We start from the raw sequence: 24,475 nt of genomic DNA, 5'->3' as shown, positions 1-24,475 counted from the left end.
CTCGATGATTTTCGTCAAGTATAAATATCCCACAGTTTTAGTCAAGTATCCGGGGCGAAATATGTAGCGGTTTAAGGGGATTTTTTCGTGCGCTGTTTCCGAGCCGTGTGGGCCGCCGCCGGTCAGGCCATCAACTGGGCGCGAAGGGTCTTGAGCAAGCCGGCGCACGCGTCTTCACACTGATCCAGCACGCGCTCGAAGCCGTCGTCGCCACCGAAATACGGATCGACGACGACGCGGCTGTCATCCAGGGTGGCGAACTCCATGAGCAGGCGGATCTTGTCCCGGTGCTCCGGCGGACAGACCGATGCGAGCGCCGAAGCGTTCGCGTCATCCATCACGATGAAAAGGTCGAAGCGCGCGAAATCTTCCGCCGCGACCTGACGCCCGCGCAGGCTCGACAAGTCGTAGCCCCGCTTCTTCGCTATGCGCTGGGCGCGCTCGTCCGGCGGCTGGCCGATGTGCCAGTCTCCGGTGCCCGCCGAATCGATGATGATCCGGTCCGCGAGCCTCGCACGCCCGACCAGATCGCGCATCACCGCTTCCGCACTGGGCGACCGGCAGATGTTGCCGAGACAAACGAAGCAGACAGCGATCGAATTCATCGGGACGAGAGCGTAGAGAACGATGGGAGCGGCGCGGTCGGATTATACAAAGTAGTGACAAAGCGCGCCGGGACGGCCGTTCGGCGGATCAGCGTTCGTCGCGGTGGATATCGTGAGTGACGAAACGCGCTTCGCCGTTCGGCATCTCCAGCCAGTCACGATGCGCGAGCGTGCGGCGGATATCGGTGAGCCCGCTCTCCCAGTGCTCGCGCATGGTGGACAGGCCGAACTGATAGTCCTTGTAATGGCCCTCGTATTCCTTCTGCCGGTAAATCAGGTGGATGACGTTGTACCGCTTCGAGCACGAAAGCTCGGCGGCGAGGCGGCACCACTCGTCGTTCTTGCGGACGTCCTCCGGCACGAGATCGAGCACATGCTGCAGCACGTTGCGGTATCGCTGCGCGCGCTGCATCTGATCCGTGACGAGGCGGGTGCGGCTCGAATACTGGACGTCCTTTACGCGGCCCATTACATCGACGATGCTGTCCGGGACCGGTCCGCGCGCGCTCCACAAGTCGACCTGAAAACCGAGCGTGTCGCGGCGTGGTGTCGCCTGCGCGATCTCGTAGAGCGGCGTGTTCGACATGAGGCCGCCGTCCCAGTAGAACTCGCCGTCGATTTCGACAGCCGCGAAACCGGGCGGCAGCGCGCCCGACGCCATGAAATGCTCGGCGCGCAGTTTCATCTGCGTGTTGTCGAAATAGGCGAAGTTGCCCGTGCCGACATTGACCGCGCCGACCGACACGCGCGTCTCGCCTGAATTGATGCGATCGAAGTCGCAGAGACGTTCGAGCGTGGCCTTGAGCGGCGTCGTGTCGTAATAGCTCGCGGTTTGCGGCGAACCGGCGGCGAGCGGCGACGGCGGCGGGAAACGCGGCACGAAGAAGCCCTTTTGCCCTTCGACGAGCGCCCCGACCGCCTGCAGCGCCGTAAACGCCTTACGGATCTCGTCGGGAGATTCGAAGAAGGCGCGCTCGGCGAAGGCGGGCAACGGGAAACCGAAGGCCGGCTGGCAGATGGTTTCCCAGAACTCCAGCAGACGCGTTGCGCGCTTCTCCGGCGCATTGCCCGCAATGATCGCCGTATTCAGCGCGCCAATCGAAATACCGGCGATCCAGTTCGGATGGATATCCGCCTCGTGCAGCCCTTGATAGACGCCCGCCTGATAGGCACCGAGCGCGCCTCCGCCCTGGAGCATCAGCGCGATGGTCTCGTAGGGCGGCAACGCGATGCGCTTGCCGGACGCGGCACCGGCGGTGGCTTCGGGCGCGGCTTCGTGCTCCGCGAGCGGTTCCATGTCTGCCATGAAGCGTCGCTCCTTATTGCATGTGCCAGCCGTGGCTCACGACGAACGACTGCCCCGTCAGCGCCGCTGTTTCGAACGCGGACAGGAAGAGCACCGTCTGCGCGACGTCGTCGACCGTGGTGAACACGCCGTCCACCGTGCCGCCGAGCATCACGCGCCGAATCACTTCTTCCTCGCTGATGCCCAGTTCCTTCGCCTGCTCCGGAATCTGCTTGTCGACGAGCGGCGTGCGCACGAAACCCGGGCAGACGACATGCGAACGGACATTGTGCTTCGCGCCCTCCTTCGCGAGCACGCGGGCGAGGCCCAGCAAACCGTGCTTCGCCGTCACATAAGCCGATTTCAACGGCGACGCTTCGTGCGAATGCACCGATCCCATATAGATGACCACACCGCCGCGATCGTCCTTGTACATATGCCTGAGCGCGGCGCGCGTAGTGAGGAACGCGCCGTCGACGTGGATCGCCATCATCTTTTTCCAGTCGGCATAGGCGTAGCTCTCGATCGGATTGACGATCTGAATCCCCGCGTTCGACACGAGAATGTCTACTGAACCGAGTTCCGCCGCGACGCGCTCGATGCCGCTATCGACGGCTTCCTCGTCGGTCACGTCCATCGCAATGCCGATCGCCTTGCCGCCTTTCGCACGAATCTCGGCGGCCACGGCGTCCGCGCCGGCCTGATTCAGATCGGCGATGGCCACCGCCGCGCCTGCATCGGCCAACGTGAAAGCGATTGCGCGGCCAATGCCACTCGCCGCGCCCGTGACTACTGCCGTTTTGCCGTCGAGCTTACCGTTCTGTGACATGCGAATCTCCCTATCGGATGACTGAATGACAACACGCGATGCAGAGGGCCATCAAGCTGGCCGTTCGGCATAGGAACAATCGCGCAGAGGATGCGACACCGCCTATGCCGTTCGGCCGACTGTTGGGCGCGGCCCGGACCGGCTATTGTGCATGAACGTCGTGATGCACCGCACCAGCGTATGAACCCGTAAGCCGCGAGCGTGTGCTCCGCTACAATCGACCGTTTAGCTTCTCTTTACGCGCCATTCGCCATGCTCAGTTACCGCCACGCCTTTCATGCCGGCAATCACGCCGACGTGCTGAAGCACGCGATCGTCGTTCAGATGCTTCGCTATCTCGGGACGAAGGACAAGTCGTACTGGTACATCGACACCCATGCGGGCGCGGGCGTGTATGCGCTCACCGAAGGCTTTGCAGCGAAGAACGCCGAGTACGAAACCGGCATCGCGCGGCTGTGGGACCGCACGGACTTGCCGCCGCTGCTCGCGGATTTCGTCGACGAAGTGCGGGCGCTGAATCCGGAGGGCGGCTTGCGCTTCTACCCCGGCTCGCCTTATCTGGCCTGGCGCGCGATGCGCGAGCAGGACCGCATGCGGCTCTTCGAGTTGCATAGCACGGAAATCGACGTGCTGCGCCACAACTTCCGCGACGCGGGCCGCCGCGCCATGATTTACGAAGGCGACGGCTTCGACGGCATCAAGGCGCTTCTCCCGCCACCGCCGCGCCGGGCGCTGATTCTGATCGATCCGTCTTACGAGGACAAGCGCGATTACGCACGCACCCTATCGTGCCTGGAGGAATCGCTGAAGCGGTTCGCGACGGGAACCTACGCGGTGTGGTATCCGCAAGTCGCGCGGATGGAATCGCAGCGGTTCGCGGAACAGTTGAAGGCGATTCAGCCGAGTGGATGGCTGCACGCCACACTGACCGTCAAGGCCGCGCCGGCGGATGGCTTCGGCCTGTTCGGCAGCGGCATGTTCATCCTGAACCCGCCGTACAAGCTGGCGAGCGAGCTAAAGGCCGCGCTGCCCTATCTCGTCGATGCGCTCGGGCAGGACGCGAACGCATCGTTCAAGCTGGAGCATCGCGCGGATTGAGCGCACGCGAGTTCAGGGATACGCCCCGGGTTGCCGCCGGTAATAGCCTTGGCCGTTCGCCGGCGGCGCGGCGCTCTCGCCGCCATATTGGATGTACGGCGAAACGACGATGGGCTGCTGCTCCTGTTGCGGCAGCCCGGGCAGCGTCGCCATCGGCACCATGCCCGGCGCACCGAGCGGCGCGCTTTGGAGGACGGTGCCGCTCACGCCGCTGTGAATGCCGGTCTGCGTGTCGAGCACGAGCGGTTCACCGCCGGGCTTGGCGAAAGCGCCCTGGGTGAAAGGAATGCACACCGCTGCGAGAGCACAGATACGCAACGTCATTGTTTTGCGAATGGAGCCTGGCATCGCTTGCTCGATTGAATAGACGAAACGCTTTACCTTACCCCGCTGGCAAGCTTTACGCTAGGCGCTCCAATCCGCACGAGATCCGAAGGAGTATCGATGAAACTCACAAGCGCGCTACTTGCCGTCTTCACCGCCTTCTGCAGCGCGACCGCCATCGCGCAGACGGCAGTTCCGGCACACGGCGGCATGCCGGGCATGCACGCGGAACAATCCGCAGCTAGCGACACCGACCTTCCATCCACGGCGGCTTTTCAGGCAGCCGACCAGTCGATGATGTCGGCGATGTCCGATATCGAATACACGGGCGACGCGGACCGCGATTTCGTCGCGCACATGATCCCGCATCACCGGGGCGCCGTGGCCATGGCGAAAATCGAACTGAAGTACGGGAAAGACGCGAAGCTGCGCAAGCTGGCGAAGGACATCATCGCGGCGCAGGACAAGGAAATCGCGTTCATGAATCAGTGGCTGGCCGCGCATCCGGCGAAGAAGTGAGATTCGCTCTGGCTGCGTAGCACGCCTGAAAAGACAAAAGCCCCGCGATGCGGGGCTTCTCGTTCAACTTCTGGCGCTTTTCGCGCCGGGCGATTTCGCCTTAGAAGTTGTAGCCGTTGTTTTCGAGCGAACGGATGCGCTTTTCCAGCTGAACCACGTCCGACGATTGCGCGAGGTACTCTTCGCGGCGGCGTTGTTCGGCGGCTTCAAACCAGATGCTGAGTTTTTCGAGCAGGATTGCAAACATGATGTTTCTCCAAGGATTCTGTTGGTCCCTGGCGTTCGGGTCAGGGATAACCCGCATTAGGGATAACCCGGATTATAGCGACACCCTTGGTGATGCGGTAGTGAAATGCATGCATCAAGTGCATTCTGTTTCGGAATGGTGCGCGGGTAAGAACGCCGTAACCGCTTGACTCGAAACGAATAAGCCAATTCATCGCACCATATCGGTGCGTCTACTGCGCCAATTTGTCCAAGATCGGGCAATCGGGCCGCCCGTCGCCATGACAATGCTTCGCCAGATGTGCGAGCGTGTCGCGCATATCGGTCAGCTCCGCGATGCGCCGGTCAAGCTCCGCGACGTGCTCCTGGGCGATCGCCTTCACTTCGGCACTCGCGCGAGACCGGTCTTGCCAAAGCGCCAGCAGCTTCCGGATGTCCTCGACGAGAAAGCCGAGCCTTCTCGCCTGTCGGACGAAGCGCAGCGCATGCACTTCCTGCGGCCCGTACACGCGATACCCCGCCGACGTGCGTCCAACCGGATTGAGCAGTCCAACACTCTCGTAGTAACGAATCATCTTGGCCGTCACGCCCGACGCGCGTGCAGCCTCGCCGATGTTCATGGTCAACTCCCTGATCATTTATCGACTCGACTCTACACCTTCCCATCATGGCAAGGTATACGATGGGGGTACGCAGAGTCATTTAAAGAGGAAACCGACATGACGGAATTTCAGGTTCAGGGTATGAGTTGCCAGCACTGTGTTGCCGCGGTCACGCGCTCGATTCAGGAAATCGATCCGCAAGCGCAGGTGCGCGTCGATCTCGAAAAAGGCAAAGTCGCGGTCGACTCCACGCAATCCGAACAGGCACTGAAGGACGCCATCGACGATGCGGGGTACACGGTCGTCGGCGTCGCGTCGGCATGACGGGCGCGGAGCGCTTCACTGTCGCGCTGATCGGCGCGTCGGGACTGTTGGGGCGTGCGGTTGCCGTCGAATTGGCGCGGCACGCGAAAGATTGGCGCGTCGTGTGTACGGCGCATCGCCGTGCCGCTGCCGGCAGCGTGCCGCTGGATATCCGCGATCACGACGCCGTGCGCGCCTTCCTGCGCCGCGAGAAACCGCAGGTGATCGTCGTCGCCGCGGCGGAGCGTCGGCCGGACGTGTGCGAGAACGATCCCGCGCTCGCCCGCGCATTGAACGTCGACGCGCTCGGCGCGATTGCCACCGAAGCGCGCGCGCTGGGCGCGTGGGTGCTGTCGATTTCAACCGATTATGTGTTCGACGGCACGTCCCCGCCGTATTCGCCCGATGACGCGCCCGGCCCGCTCAACGCCTACGGCCAAAGCAAGCTGGACGGCGAAAACGCGCTGCTCGCCTGCGATCCACACGCCTGCGTGCTGCGCTTGCCGCTGCTTTACGGGCCGGTTGTCGACTGGAGCGAATCCGCAGTGACGAGCCTCACGCCGGCGATCGTCGCATCGGCTGATCCGGGCAACGCGCCCGCCACGATGGATGCATGGGCGACGCGGTATCCGACGTACACGCCCGATGTCGCGGTCGTGATTCGCGGGATGATCGCGCATCACGCGCGGGGCGCGACGATTTCCGGCATCACGCAATGGTCCGGCGACGAGCCGATGACGAAGTTCGACATCGCGGAACGCATCGCGCGGGCGCTGAATGTCGACGCGAAACTCGTTGCGCAGCGCACGCCGGCCGATGCGACACCTCGACCGCGCGATTGCCATCTCGATTCGGCGCGGCTGGAGGCGCTCGGCATTGGCCAGCGCACGCCGTTCAATACGGCCATCGCACACGTGCTGGCCCGCTATCCCGCGCTGCCGCCGCATTGACGTTCAGTGGAAATCGCGGCTCGCGGCGGCGAGGCGGCCGAGCAGCGAAGTATGGTCTTCGAGCCGTTGCGCAACCAGATGCCGCACGTCGCCCTCGTTCTGCCAGACGCCGTGCACGCCGAGCAGCGATGACCCAAGCAACACCTTGCGCTGCTTTTCAACGAGCCCCGGCCAGACGATCACGTTGATCGCGCCCGTTTCGTCTTCGATCGAAACGAAGATCGTGCCGTTTGCCGTGCCCGGCCGCTGACGCACCGTCACGATGCCGCATGCGCGCACGATGCGCCCGCTTTTCAGTTCCGCCAGATCGGCGGCGGTTCTAAAGCGCAGGCGCGAGAGCTTCGCGCGCAGCAACGCCAGCGGATGGCGATTGAGCGTGAGCCCGAGACTCGCGTAGTCATCGACGATTTCGCGGCCTTCCGATGCCTGCGGCAACGCGAGCGGCGCTTCGGTCATCGGCGCATCGCGCAGCAGTTCCGGCGCACGCTGCTGCGCAGTGACGGCCCACCACGCCTGACGCCGATGTCCCGCAATGCTCGCAAGCGCATTGCCGGCGGCCAGCGCCTCGAGTTCGCGGCGGGACAGGGCCGCGCGCCGCGTGAGATCGTCCACATCGGCGAAAGGCGCTTCGGCGCGCGCGATCATGATCCGCTCGGCCGCTGCCTGCGGCAAACCCTTGATCAGTTGCAGACCGATGCGCACGCCCGGCCCATTGGCGCCGTATCGCTGCGCGGCCAACATGATGCGCGCTTTCAGCTTGCGCGCACCGCGCCGCATGGTCTTGCGGAACACCTGATCCGGCAGCGGTGTGCCATAGAACTGCTGCCGCCGCCGCTCTCTGCCGGGATCGAATACGACGCGCTCGCCGTTGCCGGGCGCCCTTTCCAGCACGGATTCCCAGTCGCTCAGCGAAACATCCGGCGCGAAAACTTCGACGCCGTGACGCCGCGCGTCCTGCACGAGCTGCGACGGCGAATAAAAGCCGAGCGGCTGGCTGTTCAGCAAGCCGGCAAGAAAAGCCGCGGGCTCGTAACGCTTGATCCACGCGCTGAAATAGACGAGCAGCGCGAAACTCGCCGAATGACTTTCCGGGAAACCGTATTCGCCGAACCCCTCGATCTGCTTGCAGACGCGCGCCGCAAAGTCGTGCTCGTAGCCGCGAGCGAGCATCTTTTTCATCAGATCGGCCTGATATTCCTCGAGATGACTGCCGCGTCGCCAGGCGGCCATCGCGCGGCGCAGTTGATCGGCCTCTTCCGCCGAATAGCCCGCCGCGACCATCGCGAGCTTCATCACCTGCTCCTGGAAAATCGGCACGCCGAGCGTGCGGCCGAGCACGGGCCGCAGTTCTTCCTTGGGATAGTCCGCATCCTCCAGGCCCTGCTTGCGTCGCAAATACGGATGCACCATGCCGCCCTGAATCGGGCCGGGCCGCACGATCGCCACTTCGATCACGAGGTCGTAGTATGTTTGGGGCCGCAAGCGCGGCAGCATGCTCTGCTGCGCCCGCGATTCGATCTGAAACACGCCGATGGTGTCCGCGCGGCAACACATTTCGTACACCGCCCTGTCTTCGCGGCGAATGTGCGTAATGCCGAAATTCGGGACGCCGCGCCGCAGCGCAACGAATTCGAGCGCGCGCCGGATCGCCGACAGCATGCCCAGCGCGAGCACATCCACTTTCAGGAGCTTGAGCTGGTCGATGTCGTCCTTGTCCCACTGGATCACGCAGCGGTCTTTCATCGCGGCGTTTTCGATCGGCACGAGCCGCGACAGCCTTTCGCGCGCAATCACGAAGCCGCCGACGTGCTGCGACAAGTGACGCGGAAATCCGCGCAGTTCGCGCGTCAGGCGGATGAGATGTCGCGTGATGTGCGAGTCCTCACTAAAACCCGCCTCCTTGAGATAACCGGCGACCGCCGACGGCCCGTCCCACCACTGCTGCGACTTGCCGATGCGCTCGATCAGCGATGCATCGAGCCCGAGCGCCTTGCCGACGTCCTTCAGCGCGCTTCTCGTGTGATACGTCGTGACCGACGCCGCCAGCGACGCGCGATGCCGCCCGTACTTCTGATAGATGTACTGGATGACTTCCTCGCGTCGCTGATGCTCGAAATCGACGTCGATATCGGGCGGCTCGTTGCGCGCCCGCGAGATGAAGCGCTCGACCAGGAGGCCCATCCGGACCGGATCGAGTTCGGTGATGAAAAGACAGAAGCAGATGATGGAATTCGCTGCCGAGCCGCGTCCCTGACAGAGGATGCCCTTGCTGCGCGCAAACGCGACGATGTCGTAGACCGTCAGAAAATACTTCTCGTATTTCAGTTCGGCGACGAGTTCCAGTTCTCTGTCGATCTGGCCGATGGTGCCGGCGTCGAAACCGTCCGGCCAGCGCTGCTTCGCGCCCTCGATGACCTTCTTGCGCAGATAGCTGGCGGGCGTCTCGCCGCGCGGAACCAGTTCCTCGGGATATTCGTACTCGAGCTCGTCGAGCCGGAATGTGCAGCGGGCGGCCACTTTGAGCGTTTCCGCGATCGCCGCCTTCGGATACAGCGCGCCGATACGCAAGCGCGTGCGCAGATGCCGCTCCGCGTTCGCTTCGAGCGCATACCCGCACTCGCCGAGCGGACGGCCGAGGCGAATGGCGGTCAGCGTGTCCTGCAACGGCTTGCGCGATCGCGCGTGCATCAGCGCGCCGCTTGCCGCGACGAGCGGCAGACCGCTCGCCTCGGAAATCACGCGGCATGAGGCGAGGCGCTCGTCGTCGCTGCCGTCTTGCCACAACTCCAGGGCAAGCCACGCCCGTCCCGCTGCGAAACCGGCGAGCCAGTGGGCGCGGTCGAGCGTGTCGGCGAGCGTTGCCGAGCGTTGCGGCACGAGAATCAGCAGGCAGCCGGGCAGATGCTTCAGGTGCGCGATATCGCCGCGCAAATCGGTGACATCCGTGGCGTCGGACGACGCGGCGGGATCGGTGAAATCTTCCGGGCCCAGCCGATAGCGGCCTTTCGGCGAACGCGAACGCGCCAGCGAAATCAGTTCCGACAGATTGCCGTAGCCTTCGCGGTTCGTCGCGAGCGCGATGAGCGTACAGAACGGCTGGCCGTCGGCATCCGTCAGATGCAGTTCAGTGCCGATGATGAGCTTCAACGTCGGCTTGTCGGGTAGCGGCTGGCCGGCAAGCCGCGCGGCCTCGATGGCCGCTTTCGCCTTCGCCTCGATGTCCTTGATCGCGCCATACGCACGGACGACGCCCGCGAGCGAACATTCGTCGGTGATGGCGAGCGCGGTATAACCGTGCTCGAGCGCGGCGAGCGCCAGTTCTTGCGGATGCGACGCGCCGCGCAGGAACGAAAAGTTGCTCAGGCAATGCAATTCGGCGTAACCGGGCAAAAGCGCCGACGCGGACACCGCGCCCGACGAACCGCTGCCTTCGCCGCTCAGACCGATGATGTCGTTCAGATCGTCCATGAGCGCGTCATCCGAAAAATCCGTGCAGGAACCAGGCGCCACTCAATCGCTCGCGATAGAGCCAGAACATGCGGCCGCGATCGTCCGAAGCGACGTAATAATCGCGCTGAACACCGTTGCCGTCCCACCATCCCGCCTCGATGCGCTCCGTGCGGCTGATCAGCTTCAGCGGACGACGGTAGAACGGCCGCTCGTTGCGCAGTTTCAGCGGCTGCGGCGTCTCCAGAATCCACGACGGTCGCGGCTGCGAAGGCACGGCCAGGTCGGGCAGTTCGAGCTGCTCGCCAGGTTCCATGTCCGCCGCTTCCATTTCCTGATCTTCGTCGGGAGCCGCTTCGGCAGGCGCCTCCTTCGGCTTTTTGCCGCGCTTCGGCTTGGCATCGCGCGCGACCTGATAGGGCTCGACTGTCATCGCCGCCTCCGGCCGATGATCCTCCCGCTCGACCAGTTGCACGACGTTTTCGGCGCCCAGCCGCGCACTCAGGCGTTCGAGCAGTTTCGCCATCGATTCGTTATCGGAAGCCGGCATCGGAAACAGCGTGTCGGACGGCGGCGTGTGCTCGCTGACCTTGTCGGCAAGCAGCTTCATCTCGATGACCGGCGCGATGAGCGCCGTCTGATTCAGCTTTTCGCGCAGCAGCCAGAGGATGTGGTCGGCATCGCGCGTCGGCACGGCCCAGGCAATCTGAAGCGTCGAAGTCTTCGGCGCGTTGCGCGCAGCCAGTTCGTGTTCGAGCAGCAGCGCAAACCCGCTGACTGCGGCGTGATGCGCGCTCAGCCAACCGGCCAGTTGCAGCACGAGCCGGCGCGCCGCGAACAGCAAGGCCTCGGCACTATCGACGCGCGCCTGCAATTCGAGCCGCGCTTCGAACGATGCCGGCGCGCAAAACGCCTCGCGAGGATCGGGGGCCTGCCCGTACGCCTGTGCGAGCCACTGCAGAATGCCTTGTCCGAACCGGCGCGCCACGCCTTTACGCGGCAGGCGGCGCAGATCGGCAAGCGTCGAGCAGCCGATCTGTTCGAACACGTTGCCATGCGATTCCGCCGACGGAACGAGCGATACGGGCAAGGCATCGAGAACGCGCACGAGCGTCGTCTCTTTCACGATCCGCACGCGACGCGTCACCCGACGCGTACGCGCGTGCGCGAGCAGCCACGCGCCCCACGCGGTTGGCGCGCACCCTAGACGCGAGGTGAATCCGCAGCCCTTCACCGTGGACGCCACCTTCAATAGCAGCGCGCGCAGTCCGCCAAACAGCCGCGTGCTACCACTGACTTCCAGCAGCACCGTATTGGCGTGCGCAAGCACGACCTTCGGCGTAAATGCGAGCAAGGCCAGCGCGACAGCTTCGAGCGCGCGCTGCTCCTCGCTGATATCGACCGCAAGCAGCGTCAGGCGCGGCGCCAGCGCGAACGCGTGCGAGCGTGTGCTGCCGGGCCGCACGCCAAGCCGAAACGCGATGAGATCGGGCAGCAGAATGCGCGCGTGATCGGCAAGCGCAAAGCAAGGCTCGTCGATGGCGTCTGCCGCGTGGTCATTGCCCGTCGGCCTCGCTCCAGGCGAAATCGAACTCGCCGATGCGGATGGCATCGATGGCGGCCTGACTGCTTCGAGCGATAAAAGCGGCAATGTCACCGCTATCCACAACATGATTGACCTCTCGTGCTTTCCTTTGCTGGCTCGCGCGTCGCAGATGCTCGGGCAACGCTGGCAACTGCAACGGCAGGCGCAGCTGCAATGGCTTTCCCAGCAGCGGACCACGCCGCTTGATGATGTCGATTTCCAGCATGACAGCCTGCATCCATTCGCGGCGGTTCATCGTCTGCGCGGCAGGCGGCAATATCGGCTTGCAAACCATGCGCAGCGGCGCGGCGGAAGATTGCTTCGCGGCATTGAGCGGGCGAAACAAAAACGCCAGCGATTGAGACTCCTGGGCCGCCACCTGCAGCCGGCGCAAGGCTTCAGGACGCGCCTTGGGCAGCCAGATCAACACCGCGCCGATGCCCTCCTGCTTCAGCGACTGCTCCGCGGCCCAAAGCACCTGTTCATCGGCCGCTCTGACCCAGACCAGCTTGTTCGTTGCGATGTGCATTGCCCGGAAGGCGGCGAAGTTGGGCATCCACGGCGGCGCGACGAATACGACGGATCGGCTTTGAGTGGTCGTCAGCTCTCGAAGCGAGCGTGCAAGCAGTCTGATTTCACCGACGCCGCTCTCTTCGATCAGCACCTCGGTGACGGAGCCGGGCAGCCAGCCTGCGCCAGGCAAAACGCGATCGAGCAAGCGATAACCGCTCGAGATAACGTTTGGATGCGACGTGCTGAACTGCTCGCCTTGCCAAAGCTGCTGCTGCAAGCGGGCAGTCAGTTCGAAATCGAGCAATGAAAGTGCGGCACCCATGAGTTCCCGTTCGAAATTGGACGGGGCCGCTCATGCGTGACACGTGACGGCCTCTAGCTATACTGTATATTTATACAGTATTTCGAGGCGAATGGTAACTGCGAAGGGGCTGATAGGAGCGGAGTCTAGGAGCGCGAGCGATGAAGGGGACCTGTGATATCGCGTAAATTGCGCCCCAACGCAAAAACCCCACCTTTGCGGGGTGGGGTTTTTGTTTTTAGCATGAGGAGCCTGACGATTACCTACTTTCACACGGGCAATCCGCACTATCATCGGCGTGGAGTCGTTTCACGGTCCTGTTCGGGATGGGAAGGGGTGGTACCGACTCGCTATGGTCATCAGGCATGACTTGTTGTTGCGCGCCTTGTGGGGCGCACAACCAATCTGGGAAGAAGCAGTAATGAATTCGGGTGGTGACTGTGGCACAGTCGCTTACTCAACCAGCGGTGCATCCCCTGCGGGGATCGGAAACACACTGGTTATAGGATCAAGCCTTACGGGCAATTAGTATCAGTTAGCTCAATGCATTACTGCACTTACACACCTGACCTATCAACGTCCTGGTCTGGAACGACCCTTCAAGGGGCTCGAAGCCCCGGGGATATCTCATCTTAAGGCGAGTTTCCCGCTTAGATGCTTTCAGCGGTTATCTCTTCCGAACATAGCTACCCGGCGATGCCACTGGCGTGACAACCGGTACACCAGAGGTTCGTCCACTCCGGTCCTCTCGTACTAGGAGCAGCCCCCTTCAAATATCCAACGCCCACGGCAGATAGGGACCAAACTGTCTCACGACGTTTTAAACCCAGCTCACGTACCTCTTTAAATGGCGAACAGCCATACCCTTGGGACCGGCTACAGCCCCAGGATGAGATGAGCCGACATCGAGGTGCCAAACACCGCCGTCGATATGAACTCTTGGGCGGTATCAGCCTGTTATCCCCAGAGTACCTTTTATCCGTTGAGCGATGGCCCTTCCATACAGAACCACCGGATCACTATGACCTGCTTTCGCACCTGCTCGACTTGTCGGTCTCGCAGTTAAGCACGCTTATGCCATTGCACTATCAGCACGATTTCCGACCGTACCTAGCGTACCTTCGTACTCCTCCGTTACACTTTGGGAGGAGACCGCCCCAGTCAAACTGCCTACCATGCACTGTCCCCGATCCGGATCACGGACCAAGGTTAGAACCTCAAACAAACCAGGGTGGTATTTCAAGGACGGCTCCACGGAAACTGGCGTTCCCGCTTCATAGCCTCCCACCTATCCTACACAGATCGGTTCAAAGTCCAATGCAAAGCTACAGTAAAGGTTCATGGGGTCTTTCCGTCTAGCCGCGGGGAGATTGCATCATCACAAACACTTCAACTTCGCTGAGTCTCGGGAGGAGACAGTGTGGCCATCGTTACGCCATTCGTGCAGGTCGGAACTTACCCGACAAGGAATTTCGCTACCTTAGGACCGTTATAGTTACGGCCGCCGTTTACCGGGACTTCAATCAAGAGCTTGCACCCCATCATTTAATCTTCCGGCACCGGGCAGGCGTCACACCCTATACGTCCACTTTCGTGTTTGCAGAGTGCTGTGTTTTTATTAAACAGTCGCAGCCACCAGTTTATTGCAACCTCTTCACCCTCCTGGCGCAGGCCAGTCAAGCTACAGAGGCGTACCTTATCCCGAAGTTACGGTACCAATTTGCCGAGTTCCTTCTCCCGAGTTCTCTCAAGCGCCTTAGAATACTCATCTCGCCCACCTGTGTCGGTTTGCGGTACGGTCACTATTAGACTGAAGCTTAGAGGCTTTTCTTGGAACCACTTCCAATTGCTTCGCTTCCGAAGAAGCTCGCGCCACGCCCTTGAATTACGCACCCGGATTTGCCTAAGTGCCTTCTCCAACGCAGCGACCGGGACTTCCAACACCCGGACAACCTTCCGCGATCCGTCCCCCCATCGCATCTAACAATGGTGCAGGAATATTGACCTGCTTCCCATCAGCTACGCATTTCTGCCTCGCCTTAGGGGCCGACTCACCCTACGCCGATGAACGTTGCGTAGGAAACCTTGGGCTTACGGCGAGGGGGCTTTTCACCCCCTTTATCGCTACTCATGTCAGCATTCGCACTTCCGATACCTCCAGCACGCTTTTCAACGCACCTTCGCAGGCTTACGGAACGCTCTCCTACCACACGTACTTGCGTACGTATCCGCAGCTTCGGTGACTGGCTTGAGCCCCGTTACATCTTCCGCGCAGGACGACTCGATCAGTGAGCTATTACGCTTTCTTTAAAGGGTGGCTGCTTCTAAGCCAACCTCCTGACTGTTTTAGCCTTCCCACTTCGTTTCCCACTTAGCCAATCTTTGGGACCTTAGCTGGCGGTCTGGGTTGTTTCCCTCTTGACACCGGACGTTAGCACCCGATGTCTGTCTCCCGTGATTGCACTCTTCGGTATTCGGAGTTTGCTATGGCGTAGTAATCCGCAATGGACCCCACAACCATGACAGTGCTCTACCCCCGAAGGTGATACACGAGGCACTACCTAAATAGTTTTCGGAGAGAACCAGCTATTTCCAAGTTTGTTTAGCCTTTCACCCCTATCCACAGCTCATCCCCTAACTTTTCAACGTTAGTGGGTTCGGTCCTCCAGTACGTGTTACCGCACCTTCAACCTGGCCATGGATAGATCACTTGGTTTCGGGTCTACGCCCAGCAACTGATCGCCCTATTCGGACTCGCTTTCGCTACGCCTGCCTTAATCAGTTAAGCTCGCTACTGAACGTAAGTCGCTGACCCATTATACAAAAGGTACGCCGTCACCCCTTGCGAGGCTCCGACTGTTTGTATGCATGCGGTTTCAGGATCTATTTCACTCCCCTCCCGGGGTTCTTTTCGCCTTTCCCTCACGGTACTGGTTCACTATCGGTCGATCACGAGTATTTAGCCTTGGAGGATGGTCCCCCCATCTTCAGACAGGATTTCACGTGTCCCGCCCTACTTGTCGTACCCCTAGTTCTTCCACGCTGCTTTCGCTTACAGGGCTATCACCTGCTATGGCCGCACTTTCCAGAGCGTTCAGCTAACAATGCAGATAAAGAGTACAGGCTCTTCCCATTTCGCTCGCCACTACTTTGGGAATCTCGGTTGATTTCTTTTCCTGCGGTTACTTAGATGTTTCAGTTCACCGCGTTCGCTTCTCGTGACCTATGTATTCAGTCACGGATGACCCATACGGGCCGGGTTTCCCCATTCGGACATCTCCGGATCAAAGCTTGTTTGCCAGCTCCCCGGAGCTTTTCGCAGGCTACCGCGTCCTTCATCGCCTGTGATCGCCAAGGCATCCACCACATGCACTTGTTCGCTTGACCCTATAACGAGTGTGTCTCTCTCGAGCGCACCCGCCATAGGCTGAGTATTCGCGTTGTGCCGTATTCCAAGTCATCATTAAGATCACTTTTCATACTTGATACAATCACTACCCTGAGTACCTACTCACGCCCATCTCTAAGCGCTTTCGCTACTCTCTTTACTACTTCTTCCAGATTGTTAAAGAACGTTTAGCCGACAAGCGTAATTCACTACTTGCGACATCAACTGGCTATAGTCGCCAATGCGCAGCACTCATCCGAGCGCTGTGCATTGAGGACTTGGTGGAGGATGACGGGATCGAACCGACGACCCCCTGCTTGCAAAGCAGGTGCTCTCCCAGCTGAGCTAATCCCCCGTGTGCAGGGCCTGTTCAACCCGTCTCGACCGTTGGTGGGTCTGGTTGGATTCGAACCAACGACCCCCGCCTTATCAAGACGGTGCTCTAACCGACTGAGCTACAGACCCTTAGCCTGTCTTTCTGACAGCCGATAAGCGTGAGCGCTTAACTTAGTGTGCGAAGCTCGAGAAAGGAGGTGATCCAGCCGCACCTTCCGATACGGCTACCTTGTTACGACTTCACCCCAGTCATGAATCCCACCGTGGTAAGCGCCCTCCTTGCGGTTAGGCTACCTACTTCTGGTGAAACCCACTCCCATGGTGTGACGGGCGGTGTGTACAAGACCCGGGAACGTATTCACCGCGGCATGCTGATCCGCGATTACTAGCGATTCCAGCTTCACGCAGTCGAGTTGCAGACTGCGATCCGGACTACGATCGGTTTTCTGGGATTGGCTCCACCTCGCGGCTTGGCAACCCTCTGTTCCGACCATTGTATGACGTGTGAAGCCCTACCCATAAGGGCCATGAGGACTTGACGTCATCCCCACCTTCCTCCGGTTTGTCACCGGCAGTCTCCTTAGAGTGCTCTTGCGTAGCAACTAAGGACAAGGGTTGCGCTCGTTGCGGGACTTAACCCAACATCTCACGACACGAGCTGACGACAGCCATGCAGCACCTGTGCGCCGGTTCTCTTTCGAGCACTCCCGCCTCTCAGCAGGATTCCGACCATGTCAAGGGTAGGTAAGGTTTTTCGCGTTGCATCGAATTAATCCACATCATCCACCGCTTGTGCGGGTCCCCGTCAATTCCTTTGAGTTTTAATCTTGCGACCGTACTCCCCAGGCGGTCAACTTCACGCGTTAGCTACGTTACTAAGGAAATGAATCCCCAACAACTAGTTGACATCGTTTAGGGCGTGGACTACCAGGGTATCTAATCCTGTTTGCTCCCCACGCTTTCGTGCATGAGCGTCAGTGTTGGCCCAGGGGGCTGCCTTCGCCATCGGTATTCCTCCACATCTCTACGCATTTCACTGCTACACGTGGAATTCTACCCCCCTCTGCCACACTCAAAGCCTGCCAGTCACCAATGCAGTTCCCAGGTTAAGCCCGGGGATTTCACATCGGTCTTAACAGACCGCCTGCGCACGCTTTACGCCCAGTAATTCCGATTAACGCTCGCACCCTACGTATTACCGCGGCTGCTGGCACGTAGTTAGCCGGTGCTTATTCTTCCGGTACCGTCATCCTCCATCCATATTAGGGACGAAGTTTTCTTTCCGGACAAAAGTGCTTTACAACCCGAAGGCCTTCTTCACACACGCGGCATTGCTGGATCAGGGTTGCCCCCATTGTCCAAAATTCCCCACTGCTGCCTCCCGTAGGAGTCTGGGCCGTGTCTCAGTCCCAGTGTGGCTGGTCGTCCTCTCAGACCAGCTACAGATCGTCGCCTTGGTAGGCCTTTACCCCACCAACTAGCTAATCTGCCATCGGCCGCCCCTATAGCGCGAGGTCCGAAGATCCCCCGCTTTCCTCCGTAGATCGTATGCGGTATTAATCCGGCTTTCGCCGGGCTATCCCCCACTACAGGACACGTTCCGATGTATTACTCACCCGTTCGCCACTCGCCACCAGGGTTGCCCCCGTGCTGCCGTTCGACTTGCATGTGTAAGGCATGCCGCCAGCGTTCAATCTGAGCCAGGATCAAACTCTTCAGTTCAAACCTGTTACTGTTTTTCGGTTCCGTTAGAAACCGGTCGCTCACTCAACGTACTGACGATGATTGTTCATCCTAAGATGAAAAACCTTCCTCTTAATACTTCGTGTGAGACTCTTGATACTTTTGCTATTGCCTCAGTCCGAAGACCGAAGCCGCACTCGCTATCAAGCGCCCACACTTATCGGCTGTTAGTTTTTAAAGAACATTTCCGCCAAGACCGTCTTGCTTCGTCTTGCGTCGCTGCATCAGCAGCAGAGAAACGAGATTATGAACATCGTTTCGAAGTCTGTCAACAAGTTTTTGAACCGCTTTACTTGCTGACTGCGCTGGAGAAGATGTTTTACCGCCCCTCTCCAGCACCCCTCCGAACCGCTTACTCCCGCTTCCTTCGCGTTCCGTGAATCGCGAAGGAACGGAATTCTAGTTAGCCCGAACGCAATATGCAAGGGCTGCAACGTGAAAATTTCCAGACCGCTACGGCACGTCGCTGGCCCCCGGGCGATCGCGTGGGGCGCGCCGCTTCGTCGCTTATGTCCTTCGACGACGAACGCTCCGGTAAAACAAGCGCCCGAGCGACTACAATAAAAGGTTCACTGCTCCAATTAACTCGTATCGATATGCGCACGCGAACCGCCAAACGTATTCCCCCAGACGCGGACAAGCTCGTCAGTCTCTCCCTTGCGCTGTTCGCCTCTGGCAGCCGCGTCGAGGATCGATTCTGGGAAAGCCGCCTCGACACACTCGTCGCCAAACTCGTGCGCAATGGCAACCAGACGACGCTCGATGCCGCGCTCGATCACCTTCAGCAGAATCATCCTGATGCCTACGGCGCCCTGGCCGATATGGCCGAAACTCACAGCGAGTCGTTCCGCATCGACATCGATGGCGCTCCGCACGAAGCGCTGTTGATCGCGGCGCCCGTGCTGGCCTGGACGCGCTACGCGATCCCGTCGGGGGCACTCAAAAGCGATACCGTCGACGCCCTTCGTACGCAATTGCAAGCGCATGTCCTTGCTTCGGACGCGCGCGTCGCCGTCGCGCCTTATCTGTATAGCATCGACCAGTTGCCGCGCCATCACGTGGACACCGCGCGTCTCGCGCAACAGTTGATGCAGACCGCGCTTGGCGGCGCCACGGCCCGCCTGAACTTGTCGGACTTGCCTGAAACTTCGCCGATTCTCGCCGACCCGCGCTTCTTGCTCGCACTGGCTGTCGTGCCGGCGGACGCCGCGTTCTTCCGCTGGCAACAAGAAGAGAGCGGCGTGCGGATCGAGCGTAGTCAGTGTCTTGAGCAGTGGGCAACGCAGGGCGGAGCGAGCTTCGCGACGATTCTGCCCGGCTGCGAATTCGAATGCCTGCTGCCGGATGCCTACTATTCAGCGTGCCGTGATGCCGACGAGCAAGTTCGTCCCCATACCGTTCGCACCGCCGTCCGCTATCTTTTCGATACGCTCGGCACCGCGCCGCAGGAATTGCGAGCGGTTATCGCCGGCTTCGGGGAGCGGCGCATTGACGAATACCGCATCGGCTTCACGCGCCGCGGCAGCAACGACGTGATCTACGGCGTCGTCTGGCCGCTATATGGCCGTGAAAACGCGGACACCGATATGGAAGACGAAGGCGACCTGGAGGGGGAAGACGGTCCCATCGAAGAGATCGTCGAACTGTTGAGGAAAGCAGGCGTCTCGGATGTGCGTCGCCATGCCGGCCGCTTCGAGCCGGAATTTTGCGACGACTGCGGCGTTCCGCTGTATGCCGATCCTCTCGGCGAGATCGTCCACGCGGAAATGCCCGAAGACGCCGAGCCCGCGCAACCTCATTTTCACTGACCCGACTCAGCCATCTCGCCGTCCAGCCAAGCCCCGCCTCGCGCGGGGCTTTGTCCATTTTGCTTATGCCTTTCGGATAGGGGGCGGAACGACCGGAAGTTTGTCAATATGACGTCGACACCGACAGATTGGCCGGTGTCGAGACCCGTCGCGAATGGCGGCGGACGTATTGAAACGAGGTCAAGCATGAAAATTATCATCATGGGTTCGGACGCGGAGCGCCGTGCGGGCCTGAAAACATTGCTGCGCCGTATCGCGCGTCAAGCACAGTTCACCGAAGCGAAAGACTGGCGGCAAGCGGCTTCCGCGCTGAAGCGCACCGAGGCAAGCATGATCGTCATCGACTGGGCGGAGACTTTGCGCATGAGCGATCTGGAGACATTGCTCGACAACGCGCCGGGCGTACCCGCCGCCACGGTGGTGGACCGCTGCGGAGCTGCGCAGGTGTACATGCTGATGGGCGCCGGCGCGATGGGCGTCATTCCGCGCACCCTCGAACCCGTTTTGATCCTCCGCGCGCTCGAGATGGTGCTGATCGGCGGCCACTATGTTCCGCCCGATGTCATCGACCTCGAGCCGCTGCGCGACCTTCCCCTGCGCCGCTTTCAGAACAACGCCGCACTTGCGCGCCCCACACGGATTCATTCGACCTTGTCGCCGCGCCAGCATCAGATCATGCGATGCGTCCATATGGGAAGCACGAACAAGATGATTGCGAAGACGCTCGGCATCAGTGAAGGCACAGTCAAGATTCACCTTGCGAGCATCTTCCAGCAACTCGGCGCGACGAATCGCGCGGCTGCCGTCGCGATTTACAACGGCGTGCAGAACTCGCACCTTGAAGTCCTGCGCAGCGAGGCGCAACGATCGATACGCCCCAAGCCCGGCGAATCCAACGTGATCCCGCTGCGTCATCGGCATATCCAGTATTCGCCGCTAACGGACGATGCAGCCGCGCCCCTGCCGATGGCGGCCGAGCCCGAGGCTTCGTTTTAGCAACAATCGCGAAAAGTGGGTTCGTGGATTGCGCACACGTTTCACACGCAACGAGTAATATGCAAGGCATGGGGTTCTTCTACACACCGCTACCGCTTTGGCTGACCCTCGGCAGCTGGATTGTCGCCGCGGGGCTGCTCGCACTCGTACTGGTGCAGCGGCCGTTCAGCCGGCTGCAGGACGCTACGCTTCAGCACGTGTGGCTGGGCGTCATCGTGTCGGTGACGGTGCTATGGGCGTGCAATGCATGGTTCGACGACGGCCCCGTCATCCATCTGCTGGGCGCAACGCTGATGGTCACGCTCTTCGACTGGCGGCTGGCGCTTATCGGCACCGCCGCCAGCACGGGGCTTGCCGCAGTGGTACTCGATGCCTCGTGGCTCTCGGTTGCCACCACGTACCTGCTTTTCGGCGCGCTTCCCGTCGGGGTGTCGACGTTGCTGCAACGTCTCTCCAACGCGTGGCTGCCCCGCAATCTCTTCACGTTCATCGTCGGCCACGGATTCGTCACTTCGGCGGCGGCAGTTGCTGCTGCATGCGGCGCGACGGTGCTTCTGGAGATGGCGCTTGCCGGCGGTCACATCAATGTTCCTGCGTCATTTACGCGCGGCTCGCTGCTGCTTGGCATCGGCGAGGCGCTCTTCACCGGGCTGCTCACCATATTGATTACGGTGTATAAGCCTGCGTGGATCACTACCTACGACGTCCGTCGTTACCGGCTGGACCGCGGCCCTCGCGTCTGAACGCGCCGGGTTTTTTACCTGCCCAGCAACGTCATCTCGGACTTCAGGCGGTCCGAAGCGCGCACAAAGTACGATAAGATTGAACTCCTTCCCCACACGAGGCATCTTACTTGCCCGTGTCTTCTTAGCGCCAAATTGATGGAAAGTAACTACGCACCGCGCCGGCTCATGCGGCTCGTCGGCCGGTTCGCGGTATGCGCATGGCTTGCCTGCGCGGTATCCGCCTTTGCCGATACGCTCGACGAGCGCAATGAACTGATTCACCACTTCGTCACCGATTACAACGCCAATCCGCTGGTTGCCGATTGCGCCGCGCACGGCAACTTCATCGCCAGCACATCGGCGGCGTTCGATCACGTCGACTTCCCTCCCTCTTCTTTCGATCCCTCGCATTCCACCATCGAGCCCTGGAACGATTCCTTCGATGAGAAAAAGCAGCGCATCAAGGTCGACAACGTCGTGACGGTCGAGGGACAAGGCATGTCGAAGAGCGGCGAGAACGATTCCACGCCGCTGAAGTTCCGCTGCGGCTATGTCGGCAGTCAGATGCTCGCGTTCGGCTGGAACGACCCCGTGCCGCCCCTGCGTCCGCGCACCGAAGCGCCTGCCGCGCGAAGCGCGGCACGCGGCGGGAAGCACGGCGCAACGGCCAAGCACGGCGCGAAGAGCAAGCCGGCGGCATCGGCAGGCAAGGCAAAGACCACGAGCAAGGCGTCCACGAAGTCAACGAAGGCATCGTCGGGCAGCACGAAGAAGACTTCGAAGAAGCACTGAGCTTCGGGAAGGCACATAGGCAAAGGGCGTGGCCATCGGAAGATGGCCACGCCCTTCGTTTTTATCGCGCTTCAGCGATGCCCGGTCAACTCACGCGACGCCGTCGGCAAATGCCTGCAGGTGCCAAAGAATCGCCTGAAGCATCGATGCTCCCAGCGCCGCACTCCGCTCCCCGTTCCAGCCGACGCGCTCGTCCGGCAGGTTCGCGTTGTCCTTGAACGGCATTTCCAGAGTGAGCGACACGCATTTGTACTCATTGCCGATGTACTTCGACGCGAGCTTCAACGCATCCGACTGATACTTGCCCGACTCATAGCCGTGGACATCCTGAAAGTCCGGGCTCGCCTGCTTGAAGAAATCGACGAATGCTTTCTGCTCCCTCGCCTGCTGCGCGGTGAAGCCCAGCAGCATCTCGGAGCCCGCGACGAACACGTACGGAATGGCTTCGTCGCCGTGGATATCGAAGAACATGTCGCAGCCGTTCGTGCGGATCGCGTCGCGCACGAGCAGCACTTCCGGACTACGCTCGGCACTCGGCTCCATCCATTCGCGATTCAGATTCGCGCCCGCCGCATTCGTGCGCAGATTGCCGAGCACGCTGCCGTCCGGGTTCATGTTCGGCACGATATGAAACACCGCGCGATCGAACAGCGCGCGCGCTACCGGATCGCCGGACCAGTCGCCCCAACCCGCGAGGCGCTTGACGAGCCCTTCGACGAACCATTCCGCCATCGTTTCGCCAGGATGCTGACGCGCGATGATCCAGACGTGCTTTTTCGCCCGCGCGTCCGGCTCGTTGTCGAGACCGAGCGTGAGCAGCGACATCGGCCGATGCTCGACCGTGCGGCCAAACTCGGTCAGCCTCGCGTGCGGCATTTGCTGAAGCGCGCCGAGAAACTCGGCATGGCGCTCCTCGCTGTACGGCTCGAAGTAGGCGTAGTAGATGCGATCGAAATCCGGCGTATGGTCGATGACCAGCACCGTGCCGTCATACCGCGTCGGCACACGGAACCAGTTCACGCGATCGTAGCTCGCGACCGCCTGATAGTCGCGCCAGCCCTCGGGAAAGGCGCACTTCGACGCGTTCTCGAACGTCATCACGAGACGCTCGCCGCGCACGCCCGATACGCGAAAGTAGAACCACTGCGCAAAGTCGGCGCGGTTATCCGGACGAACGCGCAGACGAATGTCCGCCGGATTGCCGGCGTCGATGACTTCGATCGCGCCCGCGTCGAAGTTGCTGGTGATGGAAATGCTCATGTGGATGTCCCTTGTTCTGCGTCGCGATGCATGAATGCCACTGGCGGTCACTCCGCGATGCGGCGGCGAAAAACGTAAGTCGTATCGTTCGATGCTTTCGCGTCGAACCGGTAGCCTTCGCTGTCGAAGCCCTTCAGCGCCTCCGGCTCGTCGATGCGATTCTGCACCGCATACCGCGCCATCAACCCGCGCGCCCGCTTCGCATGAAAGCTGATGATCTTGTACCGCCCGCCCTTCCAGTCCTCGAACACCGGCGAGACCACCGGCACGTCCAGCAGCTTCGGCCTCACCGACTTGAAATACTCTCCCGACGCGCAATTCACCAGCACGCGCGCGCCGCGCTGCCGTTTGAACTGCTCGTTGAGCGCCGCCGTGATGCGCTCGCCCCAGAATGCGTACAGGTCCTTGCCGCGTGCGTTCGGAAACTTCGTGCCCATTTCCAGCCGATACGGCTGCAGCAGATCCAGCGGCCGCAACAGCCCATACAGCCCCGACAGCACGCGCACGTGGCTCTGCGCGAAATCGAGATCGGCGGAGGTGAGCGTCCTGGCCGCGAAGCCTTCGTACACGTCGCCGTTGAACGCGAGCACCGCCTGCTTCGAGTTTTGGGCGTCGAAGGTCTTCGACCATTCGGCGTAGCGCTGGAAGTTCAGCGTCGCGAGCTGATCGGAAATGCCCATCATGCCGCCGATCTGCTGCGGCGAAAGTTGCCGCAAGCCCTGTATGAGTTCGGCGGCGTCATCGACGAAATCCGGCAGCGTGTGTTTCCTGATATGGGCGGGCGTCTCGTAGTCGAGCGATTTGGCAGGCGAGAGAACGATTATCATGGAGGCTCGCCGGC

19 protein-coding genes, 2 tRNA genes and 3 rRNA genes are annotated in these 24,475 nt (G+C 61.0%); 8 read left to right on the top strand and 16 right to left on the bottom strand.

Translation table 11 applies throughout. The features are described from left to right. Positions 1-122: 122 nt before the first annotated feature. The 3 genes from LDZ21_RS05500 to LDZ21_RS05490 form a co-directional block, all read right to left on the bottom strand. Positions 123-605: a low molecular weight protein-tyrosine-phosphatase gene (locus LDZ21_RS05500; protein ID WP_244794547.1), complete on the bottom strand. Its 483-nt coding sequence runs from the start codon at positions 603-605 to the stop codon at positions 123-125. A gap of 88 nt (positions 606-693) precedes the next feature. After that, positions 694-1,911, bottom strand: coding sequence for a DUF3734 domain-containing protein (locus LDZ21_RS05495; RefSeq protein WP_404980529.1), 1,218 nt, complete (start codon positions 1,909-1,911; stop codon positions 694-696). Between the two features lie 13 nt (positions 1,912-1,924). After that, complete coding sequence (locus LDZ21_RS05490) at positions 1,925-2,719, bottom strand: 3-hydroxybutyrate dehydrogenase (RefSeq protein WP_035969247.1); 795 nt, start codon at positions 2,717-2,719, stop codon at positions 1,925-1,927. Between the two features lie 252 nt (positions 2,720-2,971). On the opposite strand from LDZ21_RS05490, the gene LDZ21_RS05485 reads away from it, so the two are divergent. After that, entirely contained in the window at positions 2,972-3,817 is an 846-nt protein-coding gene (locus LDZ21_RS05485) for a 23S rRNA (adenine(2030)-N(6))-methyltransferase RlmJ (RefSeq protein ID WP_244794546.1), read from the top strand. Positions 3,818-3,829: 12 nt separating this feature from the next. Here the strand turns inward: LDZ21_RS05485 and LDZ21_RS05480 are convergent, their stop codons facing one another. Then, the gene (locus tag LDZ21_RS05480; protein ID WP_244794545.1) at positions 3,830-4,165 is read right to left on the bottom strand and encodes a hypothetical protein; all 336 of its coding nucleotides are present in this window, start codon (positions 4,163-4,165) and stop codon (positions 3,830-3,832) included. A 96-nt stretch (positions 4,166-4,261) separates the two neighbouring features. Here LDZ21_RS05480 and copM point away from each other — a divergent pair, with 96 nt between their 5' ends. Next, positions 4,262-4,660: a CopM family metallochaperone gene (gene copM, locus LDZ21_RS05475; RefSeq protein ID WP_244794544.1), complete on the top strand. Its 399-nt coding sequence runs from the start codon at positions 4,262-4,264 to the stop codon at positions 4,658-4,660. Between the two features lie 100 nt (positions 4,661-4,760). Here the strand turns inward: copM and LDZ21_RS05470 are convergent, their stop codons facing one another. Further along, positions 4,761-4,907: a DUF3563 family protein gene (locus LDZ21_RS05470; RefSeq protein ID WP_152562693.1), complete on the bottom strand. Its 147-nt coding sequence runs from the start codon at positions 4,905-4,907 to the stop codon at positions 4,761-4,763. Positions 4,908-5,118: 211 nt separating this feature from the next. Then, a complete protein-coding gene (gene cueR / locus LDZ21_RS05465; protein ID WP_244794543.1) occupies positions 5,119-5,505 on the bottom strand; it encodes a Cu(I)-responsive transcriptional regulator in 387 nt (128 codons plus the stop codon). Positions 5,506-5,604: 99 nt separating this feature from the next. On the opposite strand from cueR, the gene LDZ21_RS05460 reads away from it, so the two are divergent. Both LDZ21_RS05460 and LDZ21_RS05455 read left to right on the top strand, forming a co-directional pair. Then, entirely contained in the window at positions 5,605-5,811 is a 207-nt protein-coding gene (locus LDZ21_RS05460; RefSeq protein ID WP_244794542.1) for a heavy-metal-associated domain-containing protein, read from the top strand. Next, a complete protein-coding gene (locus LDZ21_RS05455; RefSeq protein WP_244794541.1) occupies positions 5,808-6,740 on the top strand; it encodes a dTDP-4-dehydrorhamnose reductase family protein in 933 nt (310 codons plus the stop codon). The genes LDZ21_RS05460 and LDZ21_RS05455 overlap by 4 nt, the downstream gene beginning before the upstream one ends. A gap of 3 nt (positions 6,741-6,743) precedes the next feature. Here the strand turns inward: LDZ21_RS05455 and LDZ21_RS05450 are convergent, their stop codons facing one another. The 8 genes from LDZ21_RS05450 to LDZ21_RS05415 all read right to left on the bottom strand — a co-directional run bounded on the left by LDZ21_RS05450 (position 6,744) and on the right by LDZ21_RS05415 (position 18,032). After that, positions 6,744-10,208 carry an error-prone DNA polymerase gene (locus LDZ21_RS05450; protein WP_244794540.1) on the bottom strand — a complete coding sequence of 1,155 codons (3,465 nt, stop codon included), beginning with the start codon at positions 10,206-10,208 and terminating at the stop codon, positions 6,744-6,746. 7 nt (positions 10,209-10,215) lie between these two features. Next, positions 10,216-11,799, bottom strand: coding sequence for a Y-family DNA polymerase (locus tag LDZ21_RS05445; protein ID WP_244794539.1), 1,584 nt, complete (start codon positions 11,797-11,799; stop codon positions 10,216-10,218). Further along, positions 11,744-12,607 carry a translesion DNA synthesis-associated protein ImuA gene (gene imuA, locus LDZ21_RS05440; RefSeq protein WP_244794538.1) on the bottom strand — a complete coding sequence of 288 codons (864 nt, stop codon included), beginning with the start codon at positions 12,605-12,607 and terminating at the stop codon, positions 11,744-11,746. Before imuA ends, LDZ21_RS05445 begins: the two co-directional genes overlap by 56 nt. A gap of 229 nt (positions 12,608-12,836) precedes the next feature. After that, positions 12,837-12,950: ribosomal RNA gene (gene rrf, locus LDZ21_RS05435) — 5S ribosomal RNA — on the bottom strand. A 140-nt stretch (positions 12,951-13,090) separates the two neighbouring features. Continuing rightward, positions 13,091-15,973, bottom strand: a 23S ribosomal RNA gene (locus LDZ21_RS05430). A 280-nt stretch (positions 15,974-16,253) separates the two neighbouring features. Then, positions 16,254-16,329: transfer RNA gene (locus tag LDZ21_RS05425), tRNA-Ala, on the bottom strand. A 33-nt stretch (positions 16,330-16,362) separates the two neighbouring features. Beyond that, a tRNA-Ile gene (locus LDZ21_RS05420) sits at positions 16,363-16,439 on the bottom strand. 61 nt (positions 16,440-16,500) lie between these two features. Then, positions 16,501-18,032 (bottom strand): 16S ribosomal RNA (locus LDZ21_RS05415). Together the 16S, 23S and 5S rRNA genes with 2 tRNA genes alongside form the textbook arrangement of a ribosomal RNA operon. 617 nt (positions 18,033-18,649) lie before the next feature. Between LDZ21_RS05415 and LDZ21_RS05410 the strand changes: the two genes are divergently transcribed. The 4 genes from LDZ21_RS05410 (at position 18,650) to LDZ21_RS05395 (ending at position 22,374) form a co-directional block, all read left to right on the top strand. Then, entirely contained in the window at positions 18,650-19,861 is a 1,212-nt protein-coding gene (locus tag LDZ21_RS05410) for a DUF2863 family protein (RefSeq protein ID WP_244794537.1), read from the top strand. 186 nt (positions 19,862-20,047) lie between these two features. Further along, entirely contained in the window at positions 20,048-20,857 is an 810-nt protein-coding gene (locus LDZ21_RS05405; RefSeq protein ID WP_244794536.1) for a response regulator transcription factor, read from the top strand. A gap of 68 nt (positions 20,858-20,925) precedes the next feature. Then, entirely contained in the window at positions 20,926-21,600 is a 675-nt protein-coding gene (locus LDZ21_RS05400; protein WP_035959816.1) for an energy-coupling factor ABC transporter permease, read from the top strand. Positions 21,601-21,738: 138 nt separating this feature from the next. After that, a complete protein-coding gene (locus LDZ21_RS05395; protein ID WP_244794535.1) occupies positions 21,739-22,374 on the top strand; it encodes a BspC domain-containing protein in 636 nt (211 codons plus the stop codon). A 90-nt stretch (positions 22,375-22,464) separates the two neighbouring features. On the opposite strand, the gene LDZ21_RS05390 is transcribed toward LDZ21_RS05395, so the two are convergent. Together LDZ21_RS05390 and yaaA are read right to left on the bottom strand one after the other, a co-directional pair. After that, positions 22,465-23,634, bottom strand: coding sequence for a M14 family metallopeptidase (locus LDZ21_RS05390; protein WP_244794534.1), 1,170 nt, complete (start codon positions 23,632-23,634; stop codon positions 22,465-22,467). Positions 23,635-23,681: 47 nt separating this feature from the next. Beyond that, on the bottom strand, positions 23,682-24,461 hold the full coding sequence (yaaA, locus tag LDZ21_RS05385; RefSeq protein WP_244794533.1) for a peroxide stress protein YaaA: 780 nt from the start codon (positions 24,459-24,461) through the stop codon (positions 23,682-23,684). Between the last annotated feature and the right edge of the window lie 14 nt (positions 24,462-24,475).

It is taken from the genome of Caballeronia grimmiae (assembly GCF_022879615.1).
Lineage (GTDB): Bacteria > Pseudomonadota > Gammaproteobacteria > Burkholderiales > Burkholderiaceae > Caballeronia > Caballeronia grimmiae.
The sequence above is the reverse complement of the archived record's forward strand: the minus strand, read 5'-3'. Positions and strand labels throughout refer to the sequence as shown.